This window comes from Pseudomonas sp. F(2018) (genome assembly GCF_005508865.1).
Classification (GTDB): Bacteria; Pseudomonadota; Gammaproteobacteria; order Pseudomonadales; family Pseudomonadaceae; genus Aquipseudomonas.
Genome location: NZ_SCOM01000005.1, coordinates 218,159 through 238,842, shown reverse-complemented (window position 1 = coordinate 238,842; position 20,684 = coordinate 218,159). Strand labels below are relative to the sequence as shown.

The following is a 20,684-nucleotide window of genomic DNA, read 5'->3' as shown; positions in this document are numbered from 1 at the left end:
GGCGAGGGCCCTATGAGCGAACTGGACGAACAGACCCTGCTGGCGACAGTGGACGAGAATGCCGCCATGGTGCTGCTGGTCGATGACCAGGCGATGGTCGGCGAAGCGGTGCGGCGCGACCTGGCCGACCAGGAAAACATCGACTTCCATTACTGCTCCGACCCGCGGCAGGCCATCGATCAGGCCATCCAGATCAAACCGACGGTAATCCTCCAGGACCTGGTGATGCCCGGCATCGACGGACTGAGCCTGGTGCGCGACTACCGTGCCCACTCGGCGACCCGCGACATCCCGATCATCGTTCTGTCGACCAAGGAAGACCCCAAGGTGAAGAGCGCCGCCTTCGCCGCCGGGGCCAACGACTACCTGGTGAAACTGCCGGATGCCATCGAGCTGATCGCCCGGGTGCGTTACCACTCGCGTTCCTACCAGACCCTGCTGCAGCGCGACGGAGCCTATCGCGCCCTGCGCGAAAGCCAGCAGCGCCTGCTCGATACCAATCTGGTGCTGCAGCGGATGATGAATTCCGACGGCCTGACCGGGCTGTCCAATCGCCGCCACTTCGACGAATACCTGGGCATGGAATGGCTGCGCGCCCAACGCGAACGCTCGCTGATCTCCCTGTTGTTGATCGATATCGACTATTTCAAGGGCTACAACGACGATCTCGGCCACCTGGAGGGCGACGAACTGCTGCGCCTGCTGGCCTGCATCCTGCGCGACAACATCACCCGCCCCGCCGACCTGGCCGCCCGCTACGGCGGCGACGAGTTCGTCGTAGTCCTGCCGGGCACCGACGCGGGGGGCGCCAAGGTGGTGGCGGAGAGAATCCGCGAAGCCATCGAGGCCCGCCATATTTCCCACAACTACCCGGCACGCGGCTCCTTCGTCACTCTCAGCGTCGGCGGCGCCACCCTGGTACCCAAGCACAACGAACCTAGCCACCTGCTGATCCAGCTCGCCGACCAGGGTCTCTACTGCTCGAAGAACCAGGGCCGCAACCGAGTCAGCATGCTGGTGCGACCCACTTCCCCGGACGATTGATCGCCACGGCACAGATTCATGCGGTCCGGTTTACAGGGTCGAAGCAATGGCTATAATGGCGACCCCTTCGCCGGTATAGCTCAGCTGGTAGAGCAACTGACTTGTAATCAGTAGGTCCCGGGTTCGATTCCTGGTGCCGGCACCACGACACTTGAAGGCCCGCAGCGATGCGGGCCTTCGTCGTTTCTGGGGCAGGTGGCTGGCATACTGGACGCCGACTCCCCAGGCGCAGATCGCATGACCGCAGCCCCCACTCCCCACCGCCCACGCTGGCGCAGCCTGGCCCTGTTGGCTCTGCTGCTGGCGCCACTGCTGTGGCCGCTGCAGTTCTTCGCCGAGCGCTACTACCGCGGCGAGCTGCTCGAGCAGAACCGCCAGACCCTCGACCTGTATGTCGCCAACCTGTTCGGCACGCTGCGCCGCTACGAGGTGCTGCCGAATATCCTCGCCGACCTGCCACCACTGCGCTCGTTGCTCGCCACTCCGGCGGACAAGGCGCTGCAGGAGCGGGCCAACCGCCTGCTGACCCAGGTGCGCGAGGAAACCGGCGCCGACGTGATCTACCTGATGAGCCCCCAAGGCATCACCCTAACCTCCTCCAATTGGGATCAGCCGGACAGCTTCGTCGGCCGCGACTTCACCTATCGCCCGTACTTTCGCGAAGCCCTGGCCGGCAAGCAGGGACGCTTCTTCGGCCTCGGCACCACCTCGCGCAAGCGCGGCTACTTCTTCTCCAGCCCGGTGCGCGACGGCGAGCGGGTAATCGGTATCCTGGTGGTCAAGGTCGACCTCGACGACGCCGAGACCCTGTGGGGCAATACCCCCGAGCAGTTGATGGTGACCGACAGCAATGGCGTGGTGATCATCTCCTCGCGCAGCGACTGGCGCTTCCGTGCCACCCGCGAGCTGGACAACGCCGAGCGCGCCGCCATCGCCGCCAACCAGCCCTACCCGACCCAGGCGCCCACGCCGCTGCAGCTGGACGACAGCGCCTGGCTGATCCAGAGCCGCGAGCTGCAGGAGACCGGGCTGACAGCCAGCATCCTCGCCCCGCGCCAGCTGGTCGATCGCCAGGTACGCACCACCCTGGCCGTGGGTGGCGCCGCGTTGCTGGCGGGCCTGCTGATGCTCGGTCTGCTGCTGCAGCGCCGGCGTCACTACATCGAGCGCATCGCCCTGGATGCCCGCGCCAAACGCGAGCTGGAGATGCGCGTACTGGAGCGCACCCGCGACCTTGAGACGCTGAACAATCGCCTCAAGGACGAAGTGCTGGAACGCGAGCACGCCCAGCAGGAGCTGCTGCGCACCCAGGACGAACTGGTCCAGGCCGGCAAGCTGACGGCGCTGGGCACCATGAGCGCCAGCATCAGCCATGAACTCAACCAGCCACTGGCGGCGATCCGCAGCTACGCCGACAACGCCGGCGTGCTGCTCGACCACCAGCGCACCGACGACGCCCGCGGCAACTTGCGACAGATCAGCGAACTGACCGGGCGCATGGCCTCGATCATCGCCCACCTGCGCGCCTTCGCCCGGCGCGACCAGCATGCGCCGGAGAGCGTGGCCCTGCAGCCGGCGCTGGACGATGCCCTGGCCCTGCTGGCCAAGCGTCGCCGGGCACTGGAAGTGGAGCTGATTCGCGACCTGCCCGCCGCCACCCTCTGGGTGCAGGCCGGCGAGACACGCCTGCGCCAGGTGCTCGGCAACCTGCTGGCCAATGCCCTCGACGCCCTCGGCGAAAAGGCGCCACCTCGGCGTATCTGGCTGAGTGCCGAAGTCACCGGCGAAGGCGTCAACCTGCTGCTGCGCGACAATGGCCCGGGCTTCAGCGAACAGGCCCTGGCCCACGCCCGCGAGCCCTTCTTCACCACCAAGACCAGCACCCAGGGCCTGGGTCTCGGCCTGGCCATCTGCGAGACGCTGATGCACGCCCTGGGCGGCCAGCTGCTGCTGGGCAATCACCCGGACGGTGGCGCGCTGGTTACCCTGCAGCTGCGCAACGCCGCACCCGGCGCCAACTTGCAACCGCCCGAGGAGTTTTCATGAGCGCCATCGACGCCCGCACCCAGGTTCTGCTGATCGACGACGACGAGCACCTGCGCCAGGCCCTGGCACAAACCCTCGACCTGGCCGGCCTGCGCGTGGAAACCCTGGCCGACGCCCGCGGCGTGGCCGAGCGCATCGCCGCGGACTGGCCGGGCGTGGTGGTCAGCGACATCCGCATGCCTGGCATCGACGGCCTGCAACTGCTGGAGCAACTGCACCAGCAGGACGCCGAGCTACCGGTGCTGCTGATCACCGGCCACGGCGACGTGCCGCTGGCGGTGCAGGCCATGCGCGCCGGCGCCTACGATTTCCTGGAAAAACCCTTCGCCAGCGAGGCCCTGCTCGATGGCGTGCGCCGCGCCCTAGAGCTGCGCCGCCTGGTCCTGGAGAACCGCAGCCTGCGCCTGGCCCTGGCCGACCGCAACGAGCTGGGCGCCCGCCTGATCGGGCAGTCCGCGCCCATGCTGCGCCTGCGCGAGCAGGTCGGCGCGCTGGCGGCGATCAACACCGATGTGCTGATCCTCGGCGAGACCGGCGCCGGCAAGGAAGTGGTGGCGCGTGCGCTGCACGACCTGTCCGCGCGCAAGAAGGGCCCGTTCGTGGCGATCAACGCCGGCGCACTGGCCGAGTCGGTGGTGGAGAGCGAGCTGTTCGGCCATGAGCCGGGCGCCTTTACCGGCGCCGCCAAACGGCGCATCGGCAAGTTCGAGTTCGCCAACGGCGGCACCCTGTTCCTCGACGAAATCGAGAGCATGAGCCCCGATGTGCAGGTCAAGCTGCTGCGCCTGCTGCAGGAGCGGGTGGTCGAGCGCCTCGGTGGCAACCAGCTGATCCCCCTGGATATCCGGGTGATCGCCGCGACCAAGGAAGACCTGCGGGTGGCCGCCGACCAGGGCCGTTTCCGCGCCGACCTGTATTACCGCCTGAACGTGGCACCACTGCGTATTCCGCCGCTGCGCGAACGTGGCGCCGATATCCTGCTGCTGTTCCAGCACCACGCCGAGACCGCGGCCCAGCGCCACGGCCTGCCGATGCGTGAGCTGCAGGCCGGGCAGCGTGCCCAGCTGCTCAGCCACGCCTGGCCGGGCAATGTTCGCGAGCTGCAGAACGCCGCCGAGCGCTTCGCCATGGGGCTGGATATCGGCCTGGATCTTCCGGGTGGAGGGGAGCTGGCCGAAGCCAGCGAGCAGAGCCTCGGTGAGCGGGTCGAAGCTTACGAGCGCGCGCTGATCGCCGCCGAGATGGCCAAGGGGCACAACTCCCTGCGCAGCCTCGCCGAGGCCCTCGGCCTGCCGCGCAAGACCCTGCACGACAAGCTGCGCAAGCACGGCCTTGATTCGGGCGGCGACGAGGACTAGTGCAGCATCGCTTCACCGCGATCGAGCAGGAATCGCTCCAGGTCTACCGGCTCGCCAGGGTCGGCACTTAGCTGGCGGCGCAGGTCGGCGAATACCCGGTCGTAATCCTCGTGGAAGGCGAACAGCGCCGGGTGCGCCGGCTTGATGCCGCGCCGGCGCAGGCAGCGCCCGGCACTCTGCAGGAAGTTGTAGGCCACGTCGCGACGCAAGCTGAAGCCATCGTGCACTGGTTGCCCGGCCACATCGCCGTCCAGCTCGAAATCGACGTGGCAGCCATCGTCATCGCGACACACCCGGTATTCCAGGCTCAACTGAAAGCCGGGCTCACCGGGTGCAGGTTCGCGGCGTACTTCGACATGTCCTGGGCGGAACATCGCAACCCCCTTGGCATCGCTGTCGACTTATAAGAATTCGAAGTAACTAGCCTCGAATTAATCTCGAACAGACAGAAAGCAACTTGCCATTACGCATAAGCGACATCTTGCTGAAACTTGAAAGCGATAAAAGTTCGACTAGTTTCCTCTATGCCCGACCAGAACGGGTAGAGGCCGTCTAAGACGAGGTTTCTTCGCTATACCCAAGATATGTCCTGAGTAGTTCTGGCAAGACAGGGACAGTATTGCCGAGCAATGGATAGCGAGCTATTGATTGAGATCAATACCCCACTCTCCCGTAGCGAGCCCAATGCTCCTAACTTCACTCCGCTATTGGAGATATCAAAATGTCCGACTCTGCAAACAAACTTCGCCTGGGTGCGTTGATTGCCCTGGTGGTCGGTTCCATGGTCGGCGGCGGGATCTTCTCGCTGCCACAGAACATCGCCGCCAGCGCCAGCGCCGGAGCCACCCTGATCGGCTGGCTGATCACCGGGGTCGGCATGCTGACTCTGGCCTTCGTCTTCCAGACCCTGGCCAACCGCAAGCCCAACCTGGATGGCGGGGTCTATGCCTACGCCAAGGCCGGTTTCGGCGACTACATGGGCTTCTCCTCGGCCTGGGGCTACTGGATCAGCGCCTGGATCGGCAACGTCAGCTACATGGTGCTGCTGTTCTCCACCCTCGGTTACTTCTTCCCGGTCTTCGGCGAGGGCAACACCCTGCCGGCCGTGATCTGCGCCTCCGTGCTGCTCTGGTTGCTGCACTTCCTGGTACTGCGCGGCATCAAGGAAGCGGCCTTCATCAACACCCTCACCACCATCGCCAAGATGGTGCCGCTGGCCCTGTTCATCATCATCGCCGCCATCGCCTTCAAGATGGACGTGTTCACCACCGACTTCTGGGGTGAGAGCAACGCCGAGCTGGGCAGCGTGATGGACCAGGTGCGCAAGATGATGCTGGTCACCGTCTGGGTGTTCATCGGCATCGAGGGCGCCAGCATCTTCTCCGCCCGCGCCGAGAAACGTAGCGACGTGGGCAAGGCCACGGTGATCGGCTTCGTCGGCGTGTTGCTGCTGCTGGTACTGGTCAACGTGCTGTCTCAGGGCATCCTGGCTCAGGCCCAGCTGGCCGGGCTGAAGAACCCGTCGATGGCCGGCGTGCTGGAGCATGTGGTCGGCCCCTGGGGTGCCCAGCTGATCAGCATCGGCCTGCTGGTGTCTCTGGCCGGGGCCCTGCTGTCCTGGACCCTGCTGTGCGCGGAAATCCTCTTCGCCAGCGCCCGTGACCACACCATGCCGGAGTTCCTGCGCAAGGAGAACGCCAACCAGGTGCCGGTCAACGCTCTGTGGCTGACCAACGCACTGATCCAGCTGTTCCTCATCATCACCCTGTTCAACAGCTCGACCTACCTCAGCCTGCTGTACCTGGCCACCTCGATGATCTTGGTGCCGTACTTCTGGTCGAGCGCCTACGCGGTGCTGCTGGCCGTGCGCGGCGAGACGTACGAGAACGCCGGCGGCGAACGCAACAAGGACCTGGTCATCGCCCTGGTCTCCACCCTCTACGCCATCTGGCTGGTGTATGCCGCCGGCATCCAGTACCTGCTGCTGTCCGCCCTGCTCTATGCACCGGGCGCCATCCTGTTCGCCAAGGCCAAGCGCGAACTGGGCCAACCCATCTTCACCGGCGTCGAGAAGATCATTTTCCTCGTCGTGCTGATTGGCGCCGCCATTGCCGCCTACGGCCTGTATGACGGCTTCCTGAGTCTGTAAGAGAAGGAGTTCAACATGTCCACCAAAGCTCTCGGCGTTCATTCCGAAGCCGGCAAACTGCACAAGGTGATGGTCTGCTCGCCCGGCCTCGCCCACCTGCGCCTGACCCCCAATAACTGCGACGAACTGCTGTTCGACGATGTGATCTGGGTCAGCCAGGCCAAGCGCGATCACTTCGACTTCATGACCAAGATGCGCGAGCGCGGCATCGATGTGGTGGAGATGCACAACCTGCTGGAGCAGACCGTCAGCAACAAGGAGGCGCTGGCCTGGATCCTCGATCGCAAGCTCACTCCCAACAGCGTCGGCCTCGGCCTGCAGCACGAGGTGCGCTCGTTCATCGAGGGCCTGGAGCCGCGGCGTATCGCCGAATTCCTGATCGGCGGCGTGTCGGGTGCCGACCTGGCCAAGCACAAGAACTCGGAAGTCTCGAAGATGTTCAACGCCTACCTGGGCGAGTCCAGCTTCATCTTCCCGCCGCTGCCCAACACCCAGTTCACCCGTGACACCACCTGCTGGATCTACGGCGGCGTCACCCTCAACCCGATGTACTGGCCGGCGCGCCGCCAGGAAACCCTGCTGGCCAGCGCCATCTACAAGTTCCACCCGGACTTCGCGAATGCCGACTTCCAGATCTGGTACGGCGACCCGGACAAGGACCACGGCGCCGCCACCCTCGAAGGCGGTGACGTGATGCCGATCGGCAACGGCACCGTGCTGATCGGCATGGGCGAGCGCTCTTCACACCAGGCCATCGGCCAGGTCGCCCAGGCCCTGTTCAAGGCCGGCGCCGCCGAACGCGTGGTGGTCGCCGGTCTCGGCAAGTCGCGCGCCGCCATGCACCTGGACACCGTGTTCAGCTTCTGCGACCGCGACCTGGTCACGGTCTTCCCGGAGGTCGCCTACCAGATCGTGCCGTTCGTGATTCGCCCGGACGAGAGCAAGCCGGGCGGCCTCGACGTGCGCCGCGAGGACAAGTCCTTCCTCGACGTGGTCGCCGAATCCCTCAACCTGAAGAAACTGCGCGTGGTGGAAACCGGCGGCGACAGCTTCGAGGCCGAGCGCGAGCAGTGGGACGACGGCAACAACGTGGTCTGCCTGGAGCCCGGCGTGGTGGTCGGCTATGACCGCAACACCTACACCAACACCCTGCTGCGCAAGGCCGGGGTCGAGGTCATCACCATCAGCGCCAGCGAGCTGGGCCGCGGTCGCGGCGGCGGCCACTGCATGACCTGCCCGATCATCCGCGACCCGATCGACTACTGATCAAGCCACCCCGGCGGCCACCCGCCGCCGGGCGCGGTTTCCCATACCCACAAGGAGAAAGAACCATGGCTTTCAACATGCACAACCGCAACCTGCTCAGCCTGATGCACCACAGCACTCGCGAGCTGCGCTACCTGCTGGACCTGTCCCGCGACCTCAAGCGCGCCAAGTACACCGGCACCGAGCAGCCGCACCTGCTGCGCAAGAACATCGCGCTGATCTTCGAGAAGACCTCCACCCGCACCCGCTGCGCCTTCGAAGTGGCCGCCTATGACCAGGGCGCCAACGTCACCTACATCGACCCGGGCTCCTCGCAGATCGGCCACAAGGAGTCGATGAAGGACACCGCCCGCGTGCTCGGCCGCATGTACGACGCCATCGAGTACCGCGGCTTCAAGCAGGAGATCGTCGAGGACCTGGCCAAGTACGCCGGCGTGCCGGTGTTCAACGGCCTGACCGACGAATACCACCCGACCCAGATGCTCGCCGACGTGCTGACCATGCGCGAACACAGCGACAAGCCGTTGCACGACATCAGCTACGCCTACCTGGGCGACGCCCGCAACAACATGGGCAACTCGCTGCTGCTGATCGGCGCCAAGCTCGGCATGGACGTGCGCATCGCCGCGCCCAAGTCGCTGTGGCCGACCGACGAACACGTGGCCGCGTGCAAGAAATTCGCCGAGGAAAGCGGCGCACGCATCACCCTCACCGAAGATGCCAAGGAAGCGGTCAAGGGCGTCGACTTCGTCCACACCGACGTCTGGGTGTCCATGGGCGAGCCGGTGGAGGCCTGGGGCGAACGCATCCAGCAACTGATGCCCTACCAGGTCAACGCCGAGCTGATGAAGGCTGCCGGCAACCCGCGGGTGAAGTTCATGCACTGCCTGCCGGCCTTCCACAACAGCGAAACCAAGGTCGGCAAGCAGATCGCCGAGCAGTATCCGCACCTGAAGAACGGCATCGAGGTGACCGAAGACGTGTTCGAGTCGCCCTGGTGCATCGCCTTCGAGCAGGCGGAAAACCGCATGCATACCATCAAGGCGATCCTGGTCTCGACCCTGGCCGACGTTTGACGCGCGTGCCGTAGGGCGGGTGCAACCCGCGGGTTTCACCCGCCCTACGACCAACCCTTTCGAGGAGAATCAATATGCGACTAGTCATCGCCCTGGGCGGCAACGCCCTGCTGCGGCGTGGCGAGGCCATGACCGCGGAGAACCAGCGCGAGAATGTGCGCATCGCCTGCGAACAGATCGCCAAGGTGGCACCGGGCAACGAACTGGTGATCGCCCACGGCAACGGCCCACAGGTCGGCCTGCTGGCCCTGCAGGGCAACGCCTACGACCCCACCAACCCCTACCCGCTGGACGTGCTCGGCGCCGAGACCGAAGGCATGATCGGCTACATGATCGAACAGGAGCTGGGCAACCTGCTGCCGTTCGAAGTGCCCTTCGCCACCATCCTCACCCAGGTCGAGGTGGACAGCGGCGACCCCGCGTTCAGGACACCGACCAAGCCGATCGGCCCGGTCTACAGCAAGGCAGACGCCGAACGCCTGGCCGCCGAGAAGGGCTGGAGCATCGCCCCGGATGGCGACAAGTTCCGCCGCGTGGTGGCCAGCCCGAGGCCGCAGCGGATTTTCGAGATCCGCCCGGTGAAGTGGCTGCTGGAGAAAGGCAGCGTGGTGATCTGCGCCGGCGGCGGCGGCATCCCGACCATGTACGACAACGGCAAGCTCAAGGGCGTGGAGGCGGTGATCGACAAGGACCTGTGCTCGGCGCTGCTGGCCGAACAGCTGTCCAGCGATCTGCTGGTGATCGCCACCGACGTCGATGCCACCTACATCGACTGGGGCAAGCCGACGCAGAAGGCCATCGCCGAAGCCCACCCGGACGAGCTGGAACGCCTGGGCTTCGCCGCCGGCTCCATGGGGCCGAAGGTGCAGGCCGCCTGCGAGTTCGCGCGCAACACCGGCAAGGTCGCGGTGATCGGCTCGCTGGCCAATATCGAGGCCATCGTCCAGGGCAAGTCCGGCACCCGCATCAGCACCAGCGCCAGCAGTACGCAATACCGCTGATCCGCGTTACCCCAGCGGCAGGCTCCCCTGCCGCTCCTCAACCTCATCCCTGCAACTCGCCGCGCCGTTACCCGCCCCGCCTGTACGGATGACCAGCAAGCAGCAACGTGACTTGCCGGTCAGACCCCGCGTCAACCCGATACCCCCGATTCATTTGAGTCGCCATCCGGCATTTGCCGCCTGGCAGGGAGCGCTGTTGTCGCCGAGCATCCGCCCGCCACTTCGCGCTCGCCCCGCCTGGCATGAAGGTCGATTGTAGGAGTTCTGTGTGATGTCTCGTCTTCCCGTCATCGTCGGCTTCGGCGGCTACAACGCCGCGGGCAGAAGCTCGTTCCACCATGGCTTCCGCCGCATCGTCCAGGAATCGCTGGATGCCGCCAGTCGCCAGGAAACCCTGGCCGGCCTGGCCGTGATGATGAAGCTGGTGCAGGTGGTCGATGGCCAGTTCCGCAGCGTCGATGGCCAGCCCCTGAGCCCGGCCGAGATCGAGGCCCGGCATAGCGCCGAGATCCTCGCCGGCACCCTGGTACGGCGCATCGAGAAACGCCACCTGGACGTGGACGCCGCCCACTGGCAGAAGAACATCGCCGTCAGTGCCGCCCAGTTCACCACCCTGCGCAAGCACCTGCCCGAGCCGCTGCCTGCCAGCTGGCAGGTGGAAGAGCTGGACGAGCAGCAGGTGCGCGTCACCCTGCAGGAGAGCAGCGAGTTCAAGGTCGACAGCTATCGCGCCCTGCCGGTGAAGTCCGCCGGCCAGCTGCCCACCGGCTTCGAGCCGGGCGAGCTGTACCACTCGCACTTCCACCCGCGCGGCCTGCAGATGACCGTGGTTGGCGCCACCGACGCGCTGCGCTCCACCGGCCTGCCCTGGACCGACATCCTGGCCAGGGTCCAGCCGGACCAGGTCGCCGTGTTCGCCGGCAGCGGCATGAGCCAGATGGACGACAACGGCTTCGGCGGCATGCTGCAGTCGCGCCTGCGGGGTAACCGGGTCACCGCCAAGCAGTGCCCGCTGGGCCTCAACAGCATGCCGGCGGACTTCATCAACGCCTATGTACTGGGCAGCGTCGGCACCACCGGCAGCGTCACCGGCGCCTGCGCCACCTTCCTCTACAACCTGCAGAAGGGCGTCGAGCATATCGCCAACGGCCAGGCCCGCGTGGTGCTGGTGGGCAACAGCGAGGCGCCGGTCACCCAGGAGTTCATCGACGGTTACGGCGCCATGGGCGCTCTGGCCACCGAGGAAGGCCTGCGCAAGATCGAGGGCCGCGACGAGGTGGACTTCCGCCGCGCCAGCCGGCCGTTCGGTGACAACTGCGGCTTCACCCTGTCCGAGTCGGCGCAGTTCATCGTGCTGATGGATGATGAGCTGGCCCTGGAGCTGGGCGCCGATATCCATGGCGCCGTGCCGGATGTGTTCATCAACGCCGACGGCTTCAAGAAATCCATCTCCGCCCCCGGCCCCGGCAACTACCTGACCGTGGCCAAGGCCGTGGCCGCCGCCGCGCAGCTGGTCGGCATCGACGCCGTGCGCCACCACAGCTTCGTGCATGCCCATGGCTCCAGCACCCCGGCCAACCGGGTCAGCGAATCCGAACTGCTGGATCGGGTCGCCGCCGCCTTCGGTATCGAGCAATGGCCGGTGACCGCGGTGAAGGCCTTCGTCGGCCATTCCCTGGCACCGGCCAGCGGCGACCAGCTGATCGCCGCCCTGGGCACCTTCCGTCACGGCCTGCTGCCGGGGCTGAAGACCATCGACCGGGTGGCCGACGACGTGCACCGCCAGCACATCAGCCTGGATGTCCGCGACCGCCAAGTGGCAGGCATGGAAGTGTGCTTCCTCAACTCCAAGGGCTTCGGCGGCAACAACGCCACCGGCGTGCTGCTCGCCCCGCAGGTGGCCGAGCGCATGCTGCGCAAGCGCCACGGCGAGGCCGCCTTCAGCGCCTGGCAGGCCAAGCGCGAAGCGACTCGCGCTGCGGCGGCCGCCTACGACCAGCGCGCGCTACGCGGCCAGTTCGACATCCTCTACAACTTCGGTCACGACCTGATCGACGATCAGCAACTGCAGTTCAGCGCCGACGGCATCCAGGTGCCGGGCTTCGCCCAGCCGCTGCTGTACCGGAAGGACGAGCGCTACAGCGATATGCTGTGACGTGTGGCTCCTTCTCCCTCCGGAAGAGGGTTGGGGCGGCCCGCGTAGGGTGAGGGTGGCAGAACGGCCCCTCCCCCTCAGAGGAGAGGATGACTCAGCGGTGCAGCACGTACTGTCCGCTGAAGCGCACCGCTTCGACCTCGTCGACGAGGATGCGGCTATGCAGCCGGATCCGCGCCAGGCCGCGGCGCTGGTACAGGGCGAGGAACTTGTCCCACTCGGCCGCCGCCGGCGCCGCGCATACCGCCAGCGCATCGCTCAGCACCGGCTGCGGGTAGTCGATCTGGCTCTGCTGGATGACGATATGCCCGTCCGTCACGCCTGCCTCGCGCAGGCTCAGGTGCAACCAGCCCCAGCCGGCCAGCACCGCGCCGCAGTAGAGACTGCCGCCGAACATGCTGCTCTTGTGATTGAGGTTGGCCGCCAGCGGCAGGCTCAGGCGCAGCTCGCCGCCCTGCCAACCCTGTACGCCCAGGCCGAGGGCCTGGGTCAGCGGGATGTCCTGGTGCAGCAGCTGCTCCAGGTAGGCACGATCATCGCTCATGCTGCGAGTGACTCAGTCCAAAGCACGGGCCAGCTGGATCAGCTCGGCGCGCCACTCGGCGGCCTGCGGCAGGCCGAGGAAGGACGGGTTGAGATAGCTCTCGCGGGCCTCGTAGGTCAACGCCTCGCCCTTGAGGTCGAGCACCTCGCCGCCGGCGCCTTCCAGCACGCCCTGTGCCGCGGCGGTATCCCACTGCGAGGTGGGCGCCAGGCGCGGGTAGCAATCGGCATTGCCTTCGGCCAGCAGACAGAACTTCAGGGAGCTGCCGATATTGGCCAGCTGCAGATCGCCGAAGCGCTCGGACAGACCGGTCAGCAGGCGCTCCTGGGCCGGGCTGGAGTGGCGCTTGCTGGCCACCAGGGTGAAGGCCTCGGCCGGGGCCAGGCGCACGGTGATGGCCTCGGGCTGGCCACCCGGCTCCTGACGCCAGGCGCCCAGGCCGGCACCGCCGAAGTAGCAGCGACCATTGGCCGGCACGCCGACCACGCCGAACACCACACGGCCGCGCTCGATCAGCGCGACGTTGACGGTGAACTCCTCGCTGCCGGAGATGAACTCCTTGGTCCCGTCCAGCGGGTCCACCAGCCACCAGCGCTGCCACTCGGCGCGCTCGGCGAAGGCGATGCCGGCATCCTCTTCGGACAGCACCGGAATCTCCGGCGCCAGTTCGCGCAGGCCGGCGGCGAGAACCTCGTGAGCGGCCAGGTCGGCGGCGGTGACCGGCGAGGCGTCGGCCTTCTCGGTGACGGCCACGTCATTGCGCCAGTGCGGCAGGATGGCCTGGCCGGCGCGCTGCGCCAGGGCGATCACCGCCGGCAGATAGGGATGACTCACGGCTTGAACTCTCCACGTTGGGTCAGCAGGTCGCGGACCAGATAGAGGGCGGCCAGGGCCCGGCCTTCGGTGAATTGCGGATGCTGGGCCAGGGCGCTGAGCTCGCGCAGGCTGACCTTGTCCACCCGCAGCGGCTCGGGTTCGTCGCCCGGCAGGCTTTCCTCGTAGAGATCGCGGGCCAGGACCACCTGGATCTTCTGGCTCATGTAGCCGGGCGACAGGCTCAGCTCGGCGATCAGCTCCAGGCGCTCGGCGCCAAAGCCGGCCTCCTCCTTGAGCTCGCGGTTGGCGGCCACCAACACGTCCTCGCCGGGCTCGATCAGGCCCTTGGCCAGCGACAGCTGGTAGTCGTCGGTGCCGGCGCAGTATTCCTCGACCAGCACCGCGTGCTCGGCATCGAGCATGGCCACCACCATCACCGCGCCATAACCGGCGCCTTTGCTCACCAGGCGTTCGTAGGTGCGCTCGACGCCATTGGCGAAGCGCAGCTGCAGCTCTTCGACGCGGAACAGGCGGCTGCTGGCGACTATCTCGCGGGCCAGCACCTGGGGTTTATCACGCATCATTCGCTCCTTGATTCGAACGGGTATCATACCCCGCTCCCTCGAAATATCCGCGCCGGATATTCGCTCCCCGTCTGTTTCCGGACTTTGCCATGCATCAGCTGCCCTGGGCCGATATCGATACCGTCCTGCTCGACATGGACGGCACCCTGCTCGACCTGCATTTCGACAATCACTTCTGGCTGGAACACCTGCCGCTGCGCTATGCCGAGCTGCACGGCATCAGCCGCGAGGCGGCCAGCGCCGAGCTGCTGCCGCTGTTCCGTGCCCACGCCGGCACCCTGCCCTGGTACTGCACCGACTTCTGGAGCCGCGAGCTGAAACTCTCGGTACGCGACCTCAAGCGCGAAGTGGCCGACCTGATCGCCCTGCGCCCGGACGCCGATACCTTCCTCGCCGCCCTGCGCGCCGCCGGCAAGCGCGTGGTGCTGATCACCAACGCCCATCGCGACTCGCTGTCGCTGAAGCTGGAGAAGGTCGAGCTGGCGCCCTACTTCGACCGCCTGATCAGCTCCCACGACTACGGCTTCCCCAAGGAGGATCAGCAGTTCTGGTTCGCCCTGCAGCAGGACTTCCCCTTCGAGCCTACGCGCAGCCTGTTCATCGACGACAGCCTGCCGATCCTGCGCAGCGCCGGGCGCTATGGCGTCGCCCACCTGCTGGCGGTGCGCCAGCCGGACAGCCGCGGCGCGGCCAAGGACACCGAGGAGTTCGCCGCCGTCGAGGACTATCGCCAGCTCAGCGCCCAGCTCGCCCCGCCAGCCTGAAGCGCCGTCGACCGCCCGGCAGCCAGGCGGTTCGTCGGCTGCGCCATTTTTTGCACAGGTCGTGACACTGCTCGCAGTGCCGCCAAATGCCACTTGCCCAGCGAAGCGGCGCTGGCAGCATGTGCGCCATTCCCCAACGGAGGTCCGTAATTAATGAAGTATTCCTCTCTGCTCCTGCTCTCTCTCGGCCTGGCCAGCGCCACCGCTCTGGCCGGCAACACCTCGGCCGGCGTCGGCGGCGCCCTGGGCGGCGCCCTGGGCACCGTGGTCGGCGAGCAGATCGGTGGCAGCACTGGCGCCACCATCGGTGCCGGTGTCGGCGGCGCGGCCGGTAGCGCGGTAGGTGCCGACAAGGGCGCCCGCACCGAGGCAGCCATCGGCGGTGGCATCGGCGCGGCCGGCGGCCAGGTGATTGGCAGCAAGGTCGGCGGCAGCACCGGCGGTGTGATCGGCGCGGCAGTCGGCGGCGGTGCCGGCGGCGCACTGGGCAATGCCTACGGTGGGGATGACGATGACGACCATGACCACGATGATCGCCGCTACCGCGATGGTCACTACCATGATCACGACGGGCACCCCGGTCGCGCCCTCGGCCACAAGAAGCACAAGTGGCACAAGAAGCACCACTGAGAAACGACAAGGCCCGCATGATGCGGGCCTTGTGTTTTACGGAGCCTGAAACCGGGCGGTATCAGATACCTTCGCTGCGCAGGGCGGCGGCGGTGAAGTCGCTCTTCTTCAGCTGCACGTTGAAGTCGTACATCGGCTCGTTGTTGTCCAGACCGTCGACGAAGTAGCGGCTGCCGGCGAAGTCGTAGATGGTCTCCAGGGTGCTGAGGAACATCGGTACGTCGTAGTAGCTGATCGGGTGGGCTTCCTGCAGGCCGACCAGTTCGCCGCTCTTGTTGTACAGGTCGACGGCGAGGATCTGCCAGCTGTCCTCGTCGAGGTAGAAGCGGCGCTCGGCGTAGGGGTGGCTGTGGCCCTTGCGCAGTTTGGCGTCGACGACCCACACGCGGTGCAGCTCGTGGCGCAGCAGCTCGGGGTTGACGTGCTTGTCCTGGAGGATCTTCTCGTAGGGAATGCCCTTCTGGTGCACGGCATAGCTGTTATACGGCACCAGCATTTCCTGCTTGCCGACCAGGGTCCAGTCGTAGCGGTCCGGCGCGCCGTTGTAGGCGTCGACCACGTCGGCGGTGGCCATGCCGTTGGTGTCCGGCTGCATGGCGTCATAGGCCAGCATCGGCAGGCGACGCACGCGGCGCTCGCCACGGTTGAAGCGCCAGGCCTTGCGGATCGCCAGGACCTGGTCGAGGGTCTCCTGCACCACCAGGGCGGAGCCGGCCAGCTTGCTCGGCGAGGTCACCACGTACTTGTAGAAGAACAGGGTGTTGTCCAGATCCGCCGGGGTCACGCCTTCGCGACCGTAGACGAACAGGATGTCGCGCTCGCGCTTGACCAGCACGTAGTCGCCACCCTTGAGCACTGCCGCGTGGTTGGTGATCATCCGGGTCTGCTCGCCGCGGTAGCGGGCGATGTGGTTCCAGATCGCTTCCTGACCGTTCTGCGGGATCGGGAAGGGAATGCCGGCGGCGGTGCCTTCGATGCCGTTACCGCCGGCGATCAGCGAAGCGTTGGCCGCGTTGTAGCGGGTGGCGTCGTAGATGCGCTGCGGCGAGGCGGCGCTGCGGCGGGTCGGGAACACGCGCAGGAAGTAGTCCGGGTTGGTTTCCAGCAGCTTCTGGTAGCCCGGGGTCAGCAGCGCCTTGTACTGAGCGATGTTGCTCTTGTCGACGCGGTACAGCTCCTTGTCCGCGGCGAAGGGGTCCGGGTGGTGCATGCCGGGCTGGTAGTTGGCCGGCGGCGTGGCGACGCCACCCTCCCAGGACGGAATGGTGCCCGCGGCATTGCCGGCGCGCTCCCCGCCCAGCGGCATCAGGTCTTGCCCGAGACGGGCGGCCTGGGCCGCATCGACGCGGGCTTGCGCCGGCAGGCTGACAGCGGCTGCCAGTGACAGGACTGCAATTGTTCTCAGCACAGCTTTCTCCTCGCGACGCACTCGAGCGCCGCTGTTCTTATCCGTGCGACCGATCTAGGTCGCGCTCGCAGATTGCCGTTGGGTGAGGCAGTGGCCATCCTGGCGCCGGGTGGTCCCGGTCATGGTCGCTCCGCATCCAGCGGGGCTTTGGGTACTTATGCGTCGCGCTGGAACTTGAGATCCCACACGCCGTGGCCAAGGCGCTCGCCACGTTTTTCGAACTTGGTCACCGGCCTTTCGCTGGGCCGCTCCACATAACCGGCGGCACCCGCCACATTATGGTAGCCCGGTGCCAGCGACATTACCTCCAACATATGTTCCGCATATGGCTGCCAATCGGTGGCCATGTGCAGGATGCCGCCGACCTTGAGCTTGCTGCGCACCAGTTCGGCGAAGCTCGCCTGGACGATGCGGCGCTTGTGGTGACGGGCCTTGTGCCAAGGATCGGGGAAGAACAGCAGGACGCGGTCGAGGCTGGCGTCGGCCACGCAGTCGCGCAGCACTTCCAGGGCATCGCAGCTGTAGACGCGGATGTTGCTCAGGTTCTGCGTGAGCATGCCGTTGAGCAATGCGCCGACGCCCGGCTTGTGCACTTCCACGCCGATGAAGTCCTGCTCGGGCGCGGCGGCGGCCATCTCCAGGGTGGCGTGGCCCATGCCGAAGCCGATCTCGAAGGTGCGCGGCGCGCTGCGCCCGAACACCTGGTCGAAGTCGCGCAGGCCATCTTCCAGCTGCAGGCCGAACTTGGGCCAGCCCTGGTCCAGGCCACGCTGCTGGCCCTCGGTCATACGCCCGGAGCGCATGACGAAACTCTTGATGCCGCGCAGCGGCCGCTCGGCAGCGCCGTCGCCTGCCGGCTCGATGATGTCGCTCATGAAGTTCTCTCAGCCTGTTTAGGGGGGCTTACTTGATCAGGCCGTCCAGCGGCGAGGAGGCGCTGGCATACAGCTTCTTCGGCATGCGCCCGGCCAGATAGGCCATGCGCCCGGCGATGATCGCGTGCTTCATTGCCGCGCCCATCAGGATCGGGTCCTGGGCGTGGGCGATGGCGCTGTTCATCAGCACCGCCTCGCAACCCAGCTCCATGGCGATGGTGGCGTCGGACGCGGTACCCACGCCGGCGTCGACCAGCACCGGCACAGTCGCCTCTTCGAGGATGATGCGCAGGTTGTAGGGGTTGCAGATGCCCAGGCCGGTGCCGATCAGGCCGGCCAGCGGCATCACCGCGATGCAGCCCATCTCGGCCAGCTGACGGGCGATGATGGGGTCGTCACTGGTGTACACCATCACGTCGAAGCCTTCCTTGACCAGCACTTCGGCGGCCTTGATGGTCTCGATCACGTTGGGGAACAGGGTCTTCTGGTCGGCCAGCACTTCCAGCTTGACCAGCGTGTGGCCATCGAGCAGCTCGCGGGCCAGGCGGCAGGTGCGCACCGCTTCCTCGGCGTTGAAGCAGCCGGCGGTGTTGGGCAGGATGGTGTACTTGTCCGGCGAAATCACATCCAGCAGGTTGGGCTCGCCCGGGTTCTGCCCGATATTGGTCCGGCGCACGGCCACGGTGACGATCTCGGCACCCGAGGCCTCGATGGCCAGGCGGGTCTCCTCGAGGTCCTTGTACTTGCCGGTGCCCACCAGCAGGCGCGACTCGTAGGTGCGGCCGGCCAGGGTGAAAGGCTTGTCGATGATGGCGCTCATGGCAGTTCCTCGGGCGACTAGCCGCCGCCGATGGCGTGGACGACTTCCAGCTGGTCGCCGTCGTGCAGGACGGTGGCGCCATGCTGGCTGCGCGGCACTATGTCCAGATTGAGTTCGACCGCCACCCGCTTGCCGGTCGCATCCAGGCGCGCGAGCAGGTCGGCGACGGTGGCGCCGTCGGGCAGCTCGAAGGGTTGGCCGTTCAACTGGATGTGCATGGCTGGGCGGTCAGATCATGAAAGGGTCGGCATTCTAGCCCGATCGACCGGATCGACCAAGGTACGCGCGTGCCATCTGTCAGCCCCGCCCGGCACGCCAGGCCGCCAACCCCAGGCACAGCCAGCCGGCGAGGAAGCACAGGCCACCCAGCGGGGTGATCATGCCGAGCTTGCCCAGGCCGCTCAGGGTCAGGGCGTACAGGCTGCCGGAGAACAGCAGGATGCCAACGGCGAACAGGCTGCCGGCAGCCGTCAGCAGGCGCCCCGGCAGGCGCTCGGCGAGCAACGCCACACCGGACAGGGCCAGGGCATGCACCAGCTGGTAATGCACGCCGGTCTGGAATACCGCCAGGTATTCCGTGCTCAGCTGGCCCTTGAGGCCGTGGGCGGCAAAGGCGCCCAGTGCCACGCCGGTGAAGCCGGCCAGGGCCGCCAACAGCAGAAAGACTCGTAACATGATTGACTCCCGGACAGGCTCGATGCGGCCGCTATAATGGCCGCTCCCTAAGACCGGGCCAAGCCATGCTGCGCAACCTGTTCCGCCGCCTGACCAAACTGCTGCTGTGGTTCGCCGCCGTCTCGGCCCTGGTGGTGCTGGCCCTGCGCTGGATCGACCCGCCCGGCACGGCGCTGATGGCCGAGCGCAAGATCCAGTCCTGGGTCGACGGCGAACCGATCGACCTGCAGCGTACATGGCGGCCCTGGCGCGAGCTGCCCGACGACCTGAAGATCGCGGTGATCGCCGCCGAGGACCAGAAGTTCGCCGAGCACTGGGGCTTCGATGTCGCCGCCATCCGCCAGGCCCTGCAGCACAACGCCGATGGCGGCAACCTGCGCGGCGCCAGCACCATCAGCCAGCAGGTGGCCAAGAACCTGTTCCTCTGGTCTGGCCGCAGCTGGCCGCGCAAGGCGCTGGAGGCCTGGTTCACCGGCCTGATCGAGCTGCTCTGGCCGAAGCAGCGCATCCTCGAGGTGTACCTCAATAGCGTGGAATGGGGCGATGGCGTGTTCGGCGCCGAGGCTGCCGCACGCCATCACTTCAAAGTCGGCGCGCCCTACCTGTCGCGCCAGCAGGCCTACCTGCTGGCCGCCGTGCTGCCCAATCCGCGCGCCTGGAGCGCCAGCCGCCCGGGCTCCCATGTGCAGCGCCGGGCCAGCTGGATCCGCCGGCAGAGCTACCAGCTCGGCGGCAGCCACTATCTCAACCAGCTGTCGGCGCCTCTGTCGCTGTCGCTGGCGCAGTGGTGGCCGCAGTGGCTGCCGAAGCTCTGAGTCGCAGCAAGCCCCAGGCGATCAGGGCCTGGCCGCTGAAATAGCAGGTCACGATCACCAGCACCGCATGGGGGAACGGCTGAACGAACTTGTTCACCCCGATCAGCGAATCCGCCACCACGAACAGCATCGCCCCCAGCCACAGCGGCCCCGGCCTGGCCTCCACGCGTCCGGCCAGGATCGCCATGGCCAGCAGGCAGCTCAGATAGATCGCCACCGGAATCTGCAGGGCACCGGCCGCCGGCAGCATCCAGGCCGACATCGCTGCCGCATAGAGCACGACCGGCACCGAGCGCCGCCAGTGCCATGGCTGACCACGCCCGAGCAGGCCGAACGCGACGATGAAGGCCAGCTGGTTGACCAGGAAGGCCAGCAGCGCCTGAATGAACAGGCCGTCGCGATCACCGAAATCGAGGAAGAGATCCCCTGCCGCCGCCGCGCCATAACCCAGCGCCAGCCAGCGCCCGACCGCACCGGGGTATGCACGCCAGGCCAGCACGGCGAACAGCAGCATGGGCAGCGGCTTGAGCAGCCAGCCCAGCGGATAGGGCTTGAGCGGCAACAGCAGCAGATAGAGCAGGCCCAGGCAGAGGGCGGCGGCAAAGCAGCGGCGCTGGAAGGTGGTCATACGAGACTCCCTGTTCGAGACGAGCCCCGA

General features: G+C 66.7%; 21 protein-coding genes and 1 tRNA gene. 12 read left to right on the top strand and 10 right to left on the bottom strand.

Going from position 1 to position 20,684, the window contains the following annotated elements; genetic code table 11:
* Positions 1–12 precede the first annotated feature (12 nt).
* The 4 genes from FFS62_RS20600 (at position 13) to FFS62_RS20585 (ending at position 4,448) form a co-directional block, all read left to right on the top strand.
* Positions 13–1,044, top strand: coding sequence for a diguanylate cyclase (locus tag FFS62_RS20600; protein WP_137974726.1), 1,032 nt, complete (start codon positions 13–15; stop codon positions 1,042–1,044).
* A gap of 69 nt (positions 1,045–1,113) precedes the next feature.
* Positions 1,114–1,189: transfer RNA gene (locus tag FFS62_RS20595), tRNA-Thr, on the top strand.
* Between the two features lie 92 nt (positions 1,190–1,281).
* Entirely contained in the window at positions 1,282–3,090 is a 1,809-nt protein-coding gene (locus tag FFS62_RS20590; protein ID WP_137974725.1) for an ATP-binding protein, read from the top strand.
* Complete coding sequence (locus tag FFS62_RS20585) at positions 3,087–4,448, top strand: sigma-54 dependent transcriptional regulator (RefSeq protein ID WP_137974724.1); 1,362 nt, start codon at positions 3,087–3,089, stop codon at positions 4,446–4,448. The genes FFS62_RS20590 and FFS62_RS20585 overlap by 4 nt, the downstream gene beginning before the upstream one ends.
* Here the strand turns inward: FFS62_RS20585 and FFS62_RS20580 are convergent.
* Positions 4,445–4,822, bottom strand: a complete 378-nt coding sequence (locus FFS62_RS20580) for a DUF5064 family protein (protein ID WP_137974723.1) — start codon at positions 4,820–4,822, stop codon at positions 4,445–4,447. The two genes, FFS62_RS20585 and FFS62_RS20580, sit on opposite strands and share 4 nt — an antisense overlap.
* A 347-nt stretch (positions 4,823–5,169) precedes the next feature.
* On the opposite strand from FFS62_RS20580, the gene arcD reads away from it, so the two are divergent.
* The 5 genes from arcD (at position 5,170) to FFS62_RS20555 (ending at position 12,095) form a co-directional block, all read left to right on the top strand.
* Positions 5,170–6,597, top strand: coding sequence for an arginine-ornithine antiporter (gene arcD, locus FFS62_RS20575; RefSeq protein WP_137974722.1), 1,428 nt, complete (start codon positions 5,170–5,172; stop codon positions 6,595–6,597).
* Positions 6,598–6,612: 15 nt separating this feature from the next.
* The gene (gene arcA / locus FFS62_RS20570; RefSeq protein WP_137974721.1) at positions 6,613–7,863 is read left to right on the top strand and encodes an arginine deiminase; all 1,251 of its coding nucleotides are present in this window, start codon (positions 6,613–6,615) and stop codon (positions 7,861–7,863) included.
* A gap of 65 nt (positions 7,864–7,928) precedes the next feature.
* Complete coding sequence (locus tag FFS62_RS20565) at positions 7,929–8,939, top strand: ornithine carbamoyltransferase (RefSeq protein ID WP_137974720.1); 1,011 nt, start codon at positions 7,929–7,931, stop codon at positions 8,937–8,939.
* Positions 8,940–9,013: 74 nt separating this feature from the next.
* Positions 9,014–9,940, top strand: a complete 927-nt coding sequence (gene arcC / locus FFS62_RS20560) for a carbamate kinase (protein ID WP_137974719.1) — start codon at positions 9,014–9,016, stop codon at positions 9,938–9,940.
* Positions 9,941–10,211: 271 nt separating this feature from the next.
* A complete protein-coding gene (locus FFS62_RS20555; protein WP_137974718.1) occupies positions 10,212–12,095 on the top strand; it encodes a beta-ketoacyl synthase in 1,884 nt (627 codons plus the stop codon).
* A 94-nt stretch (positions 12,096–12,189) separates the two neighbouring features.
* Here FFS62_RS20555 and FFS62_RS20550 read toward each other — a convergent pair whose 3' ends face one another.
* The 3 genes from FFS62_RS20550 to nudE are packed head-to-tail and all read right to left on the bottom strand — an operon-like array spanning position 12,190 to position 14,036.
* On the bottom strand, positions 12,190–12,639 hold the full coding sequence (locus FFS62_RS20550) for a YiiD C-terminal domain-containing protein (RefSeq protein ID WP_137974717.1): 450 nt from the start codon (positions 12,637–12,639) through the stop codon (positions 12,190–12,192).
* Positions 12,640–12,651: 12 nt separating this feature from the next.
* Positions 12,652–13,473: a 3'(2'),5'-bisphosphate nucleotidase CysQ gene (gene cysQ / locus FFS62_RS20545; protein ID WP_137974716.1), complete on the bottom strand. Its 822-nt coding sequence runs from the start codon at positions 13,471–13,473 to the stop codon at positions 12,652–12,654.
* Positions 13,470–14,036 (bottom strand): ADP compounds hydrolase NudE, encoded by a 567-nt coding sequence (gene nudE / locus FFS62_RS20540; RefSeq protein WP_137974715.1) that lies wholly within the window; start codon positions 14,034–14,036, stop codon positions 13,470–13,472. Before nudE ends, cysQ begins: the two co-directional genes overlap by 4 nt.
* A gap of 92 nt (positions 14,037–14,128) precedes the next feature.
* On the opposite strand from nudE, the gene yrfG reads away from it, so the two are divergent.
* Positions 14,129–14,803: a GMP/IMP nucleotidase gene (gene yrfG / locus FFS62_RS20535; RefSeq protein WP_137974714.1), complete on the top strand. Its 675-nt coding sequence runs from the start codon at positions 14,129–14,131 to the stop codon at positions 14,801–14,803.
* Between the two features lie 153 nt (positions 14,804–14,956).
* Positions 14,957–15,433, top strand: a complete 477-nt coding sequence (locus tag FFS62_RS20530; protein WP_137974713.1) for a hypothetical protein — start codon at positions 14,957–14,959, stop codon at positions 15,431–15,433.
* A gap of 61 nt (positions 15,434–15,494) precedes the next feature.
* Here FFS62_RS20530 and FFS62_RS20525 read toward each other — a convergent pair whose 3' ends face one another.
* The 5 genes from FFS62_RS20525 to FFS62_RS20505 all read right to left on the bottom strand — a co-directional run bounded on the left by FFS62_RS20525 (position 15,495) and on the right by FFS62_RS20505 (position 19,211).
* Positions 15,495–16,838: a DUF1329 domain-containing protein gene (locus FFS62_RS20525; protein ID WP_371920168.1), complete on the bottom strand. Its 1,344-nt coding sequence runs from the start codon at positions 16,836–16,838 to the stop codon at positions 15,495–15,497.
* 158 nt (positions 16,839–16,996) lie between these two features.
* Positions 16,997–17,668, bottom strand: coding sequence for a tRNA (guanosine(46)-N7)-methyltransferase TrmB (trmB, locus tag FFS62_RS20520; RefSeq protein WP_171016385.1), 672 nt, complete (start codon positions 17,666–17,668; stop codon positions 16,997–16,999).
* 76 nt (positions 17,669–17,744) lie between these two features.
* Complete coding sequence (locus tag FFS62_RS20515) at positions 17,745–18,536, bottom strand: thiazole synthase (RefSeq protein ID WP_137974710.1); 792 nt, start codon at positions 18,534–18,536, stop codon at positions 17,745–17,747.
* 17 nt (positions 18,537–18,553) lie between these two features.
* Positions 18,554–18,754, bottom strand: a complete 201-nt coding sequence (gene thiS, locus FFS62_RS20510; RefSeq protein WP_137974709.1) for a sulfur carrier protein ThiS — start codon at positions 18,752–18,754, stop codon at positions 18,554–18,556.
* 79 nt (positions 18,755–18,833) lie between these two features.
* Positions 18,834–19,211 carry a DUF423 domain-containing protein gene (locus FFS62_RS20505; RefSeq protein ID WP_137974708.1) on the bottom strand — a complete coding sequence of 126 codons (378 nt, stop codon included), beginning with the start codon at positions 19,209–19,211 and terminating at the stop codon, positions 18,834–18,836.
* 65 nt (positions 19,212–19,276) lie between these two features.
* Here FFS62_RS20505 and mtgA point away from each other — a divergent pair, with 65 nt between their 5' ends.
* Positions 19,277–20,026, top strand: a complete 750-nt coding sequence (gene mtgA, locus FFS62_RS20500; protein WP_137974707.1) for a monofunctional biosynthetic peptidoglycan transglycosylase — start codon at positions 19,277–19,279, stop codon at positions 20,024–20,026.
* Here the strand turns inward: mtgA and FFS62_RS20495 are convergent.
* Positions 19,956–20,654 (bottom strand): lysoplasmalogenase, encoded by a 699-nt coding sequence (locus tag FFS62_RS20495; RefSeq protein WP_137974706.1) that lies wholly within the window; start codon positions 20,652–20,654, stop codon positions 19,956–19,958. The genes mtgA and FFS62_RS20495 overlap by 71 nt on opposite strands.
* Positions 20,655–20,684: the final 30 nt, after the last annotated feature.

Bases quoted from the DNA above. Each gene is read 5' to 3' on its own strand.
- FFS62_RS20600 (WP_137974726.1), top strand. From the start codon at position 13: ATGAGCGAACTGGACGAACAGACCCTGCTGGCGACAGTGGACGAGAAT.
- FFS62_RS20590 (WP_137974725.1), top strand. From the start codon at position 1,282: ATGACCGCAGCCCCCACTCCCCACCGCCCACGCTGGCGCAGCCTGGCC.
- FFS62_RS20585 (WP_137974724.1), top strand. From the start codon at position 3,087: ATGAGCGCCATCGACGCCCGCACCCAGGTTCTGCTGATCGACGACGAC.
- FFS62_RS20580 (WP_137974723.1), bottom strand. From the start codon at position 4,822: ATGTTCCGCCCAGGACATGTCGAAGTACGCCGCGAACCTGCACCCGGT.
- arcD (WP_137974722.1), top strand. From the start codon at position 5,170: ATGTCCGACTCTGCAAACAAACTTCGCCTGGGTGCGTTGATTGCCCTG.
- arcA (WP_137974721.1), top strand. From the start codon at position 6,613: ATGTCCACCAAAGCTCTCGGCGTTCATTCCGAAGCCGGCAAACTGCAC.
- FFS62_RS20565 (WP_137974720.1), top strand. From the start codon at position 7,929: ATGGCTTTCAACATGCACAACCGCAACCTGCTCAGCCTGATGCACCAC.
- arcC (WP_137974719.1), top strand. From the start codon at position 9,014: ATGCGACTAGTCATCGCCCTGGGCGGCAACGCCCTGCTGCGGCGTGGC.
- FFS62_RS20555 (WP_137974718.1), top strand. From the start codon at position 10,212: ATGTCTCGTCTTCCCGTCATCGTCGGCTTCGGCGGCTACAACGCCGCG.
- FFS62_RS20550 (WP_137974717.1), bottom strand. From the start codon at position 12,639: ATGAGCGATGATCGTGCCTACCTGGAGCAGCTGCTGCACCAGGACATC.
- nudE (WP_137974715.1), bottom strand. From the start codon at position 14,036: ATGCGTGATAAACCCCAGGTGCTGGCCCGCGAGATAGTCGCCAGCAGC.
- yrfG (WP_137974714.1), top strand. From the start codon at position 14,129: ATGCATCAGCTGCCCTGGGCCGATATCGATACCGTCCTGCTCGACATG.
- FFS62_RS20530 (WP_137974713.1), top strand. From the start codon at position 14,957: ATGAAGTATTCCTCTCTGCTCCTGCTCTCTCTCGGCCTGGCCAGCGCC.
- FFS62_RS20515 (WP_137974710.1), bottom strand. From the start codon at position 18,536: ATGAGCGCCATCATCGACAAGCCTTTCACCCTGGCCGGCCGCACCTAC.
- thiS (WP_137974709.1), bottom strand. From the start codon at position 18,754: ATGCACATCCAGTTGAACGGCCAACCCTTCGAGCTGCCCGACGGCGCC.
- FFS62_RS20505 (WP_137974708.1), bottom strand. From the start codon at position 19,211: ATGTTACGAGTCTTTCTGCTGTTGGCGGCCCTGGCCGGCTTCACCGGC.
- mtgA (WP_137974707.1), top strand. From the start codon at position 19,277: ATGCTGCGCAACCTGTTCCGCCGCCTGACCAAACTGCTGCTGTGGTTC.
- FFS62_RS20495 (WP_137974706.1), bottom strand. From the start codon at position 20,654: ATGACCACCTTCCAGCGCCGCTGCTTTGCCGCCGCCCTCTGCCTGGGC.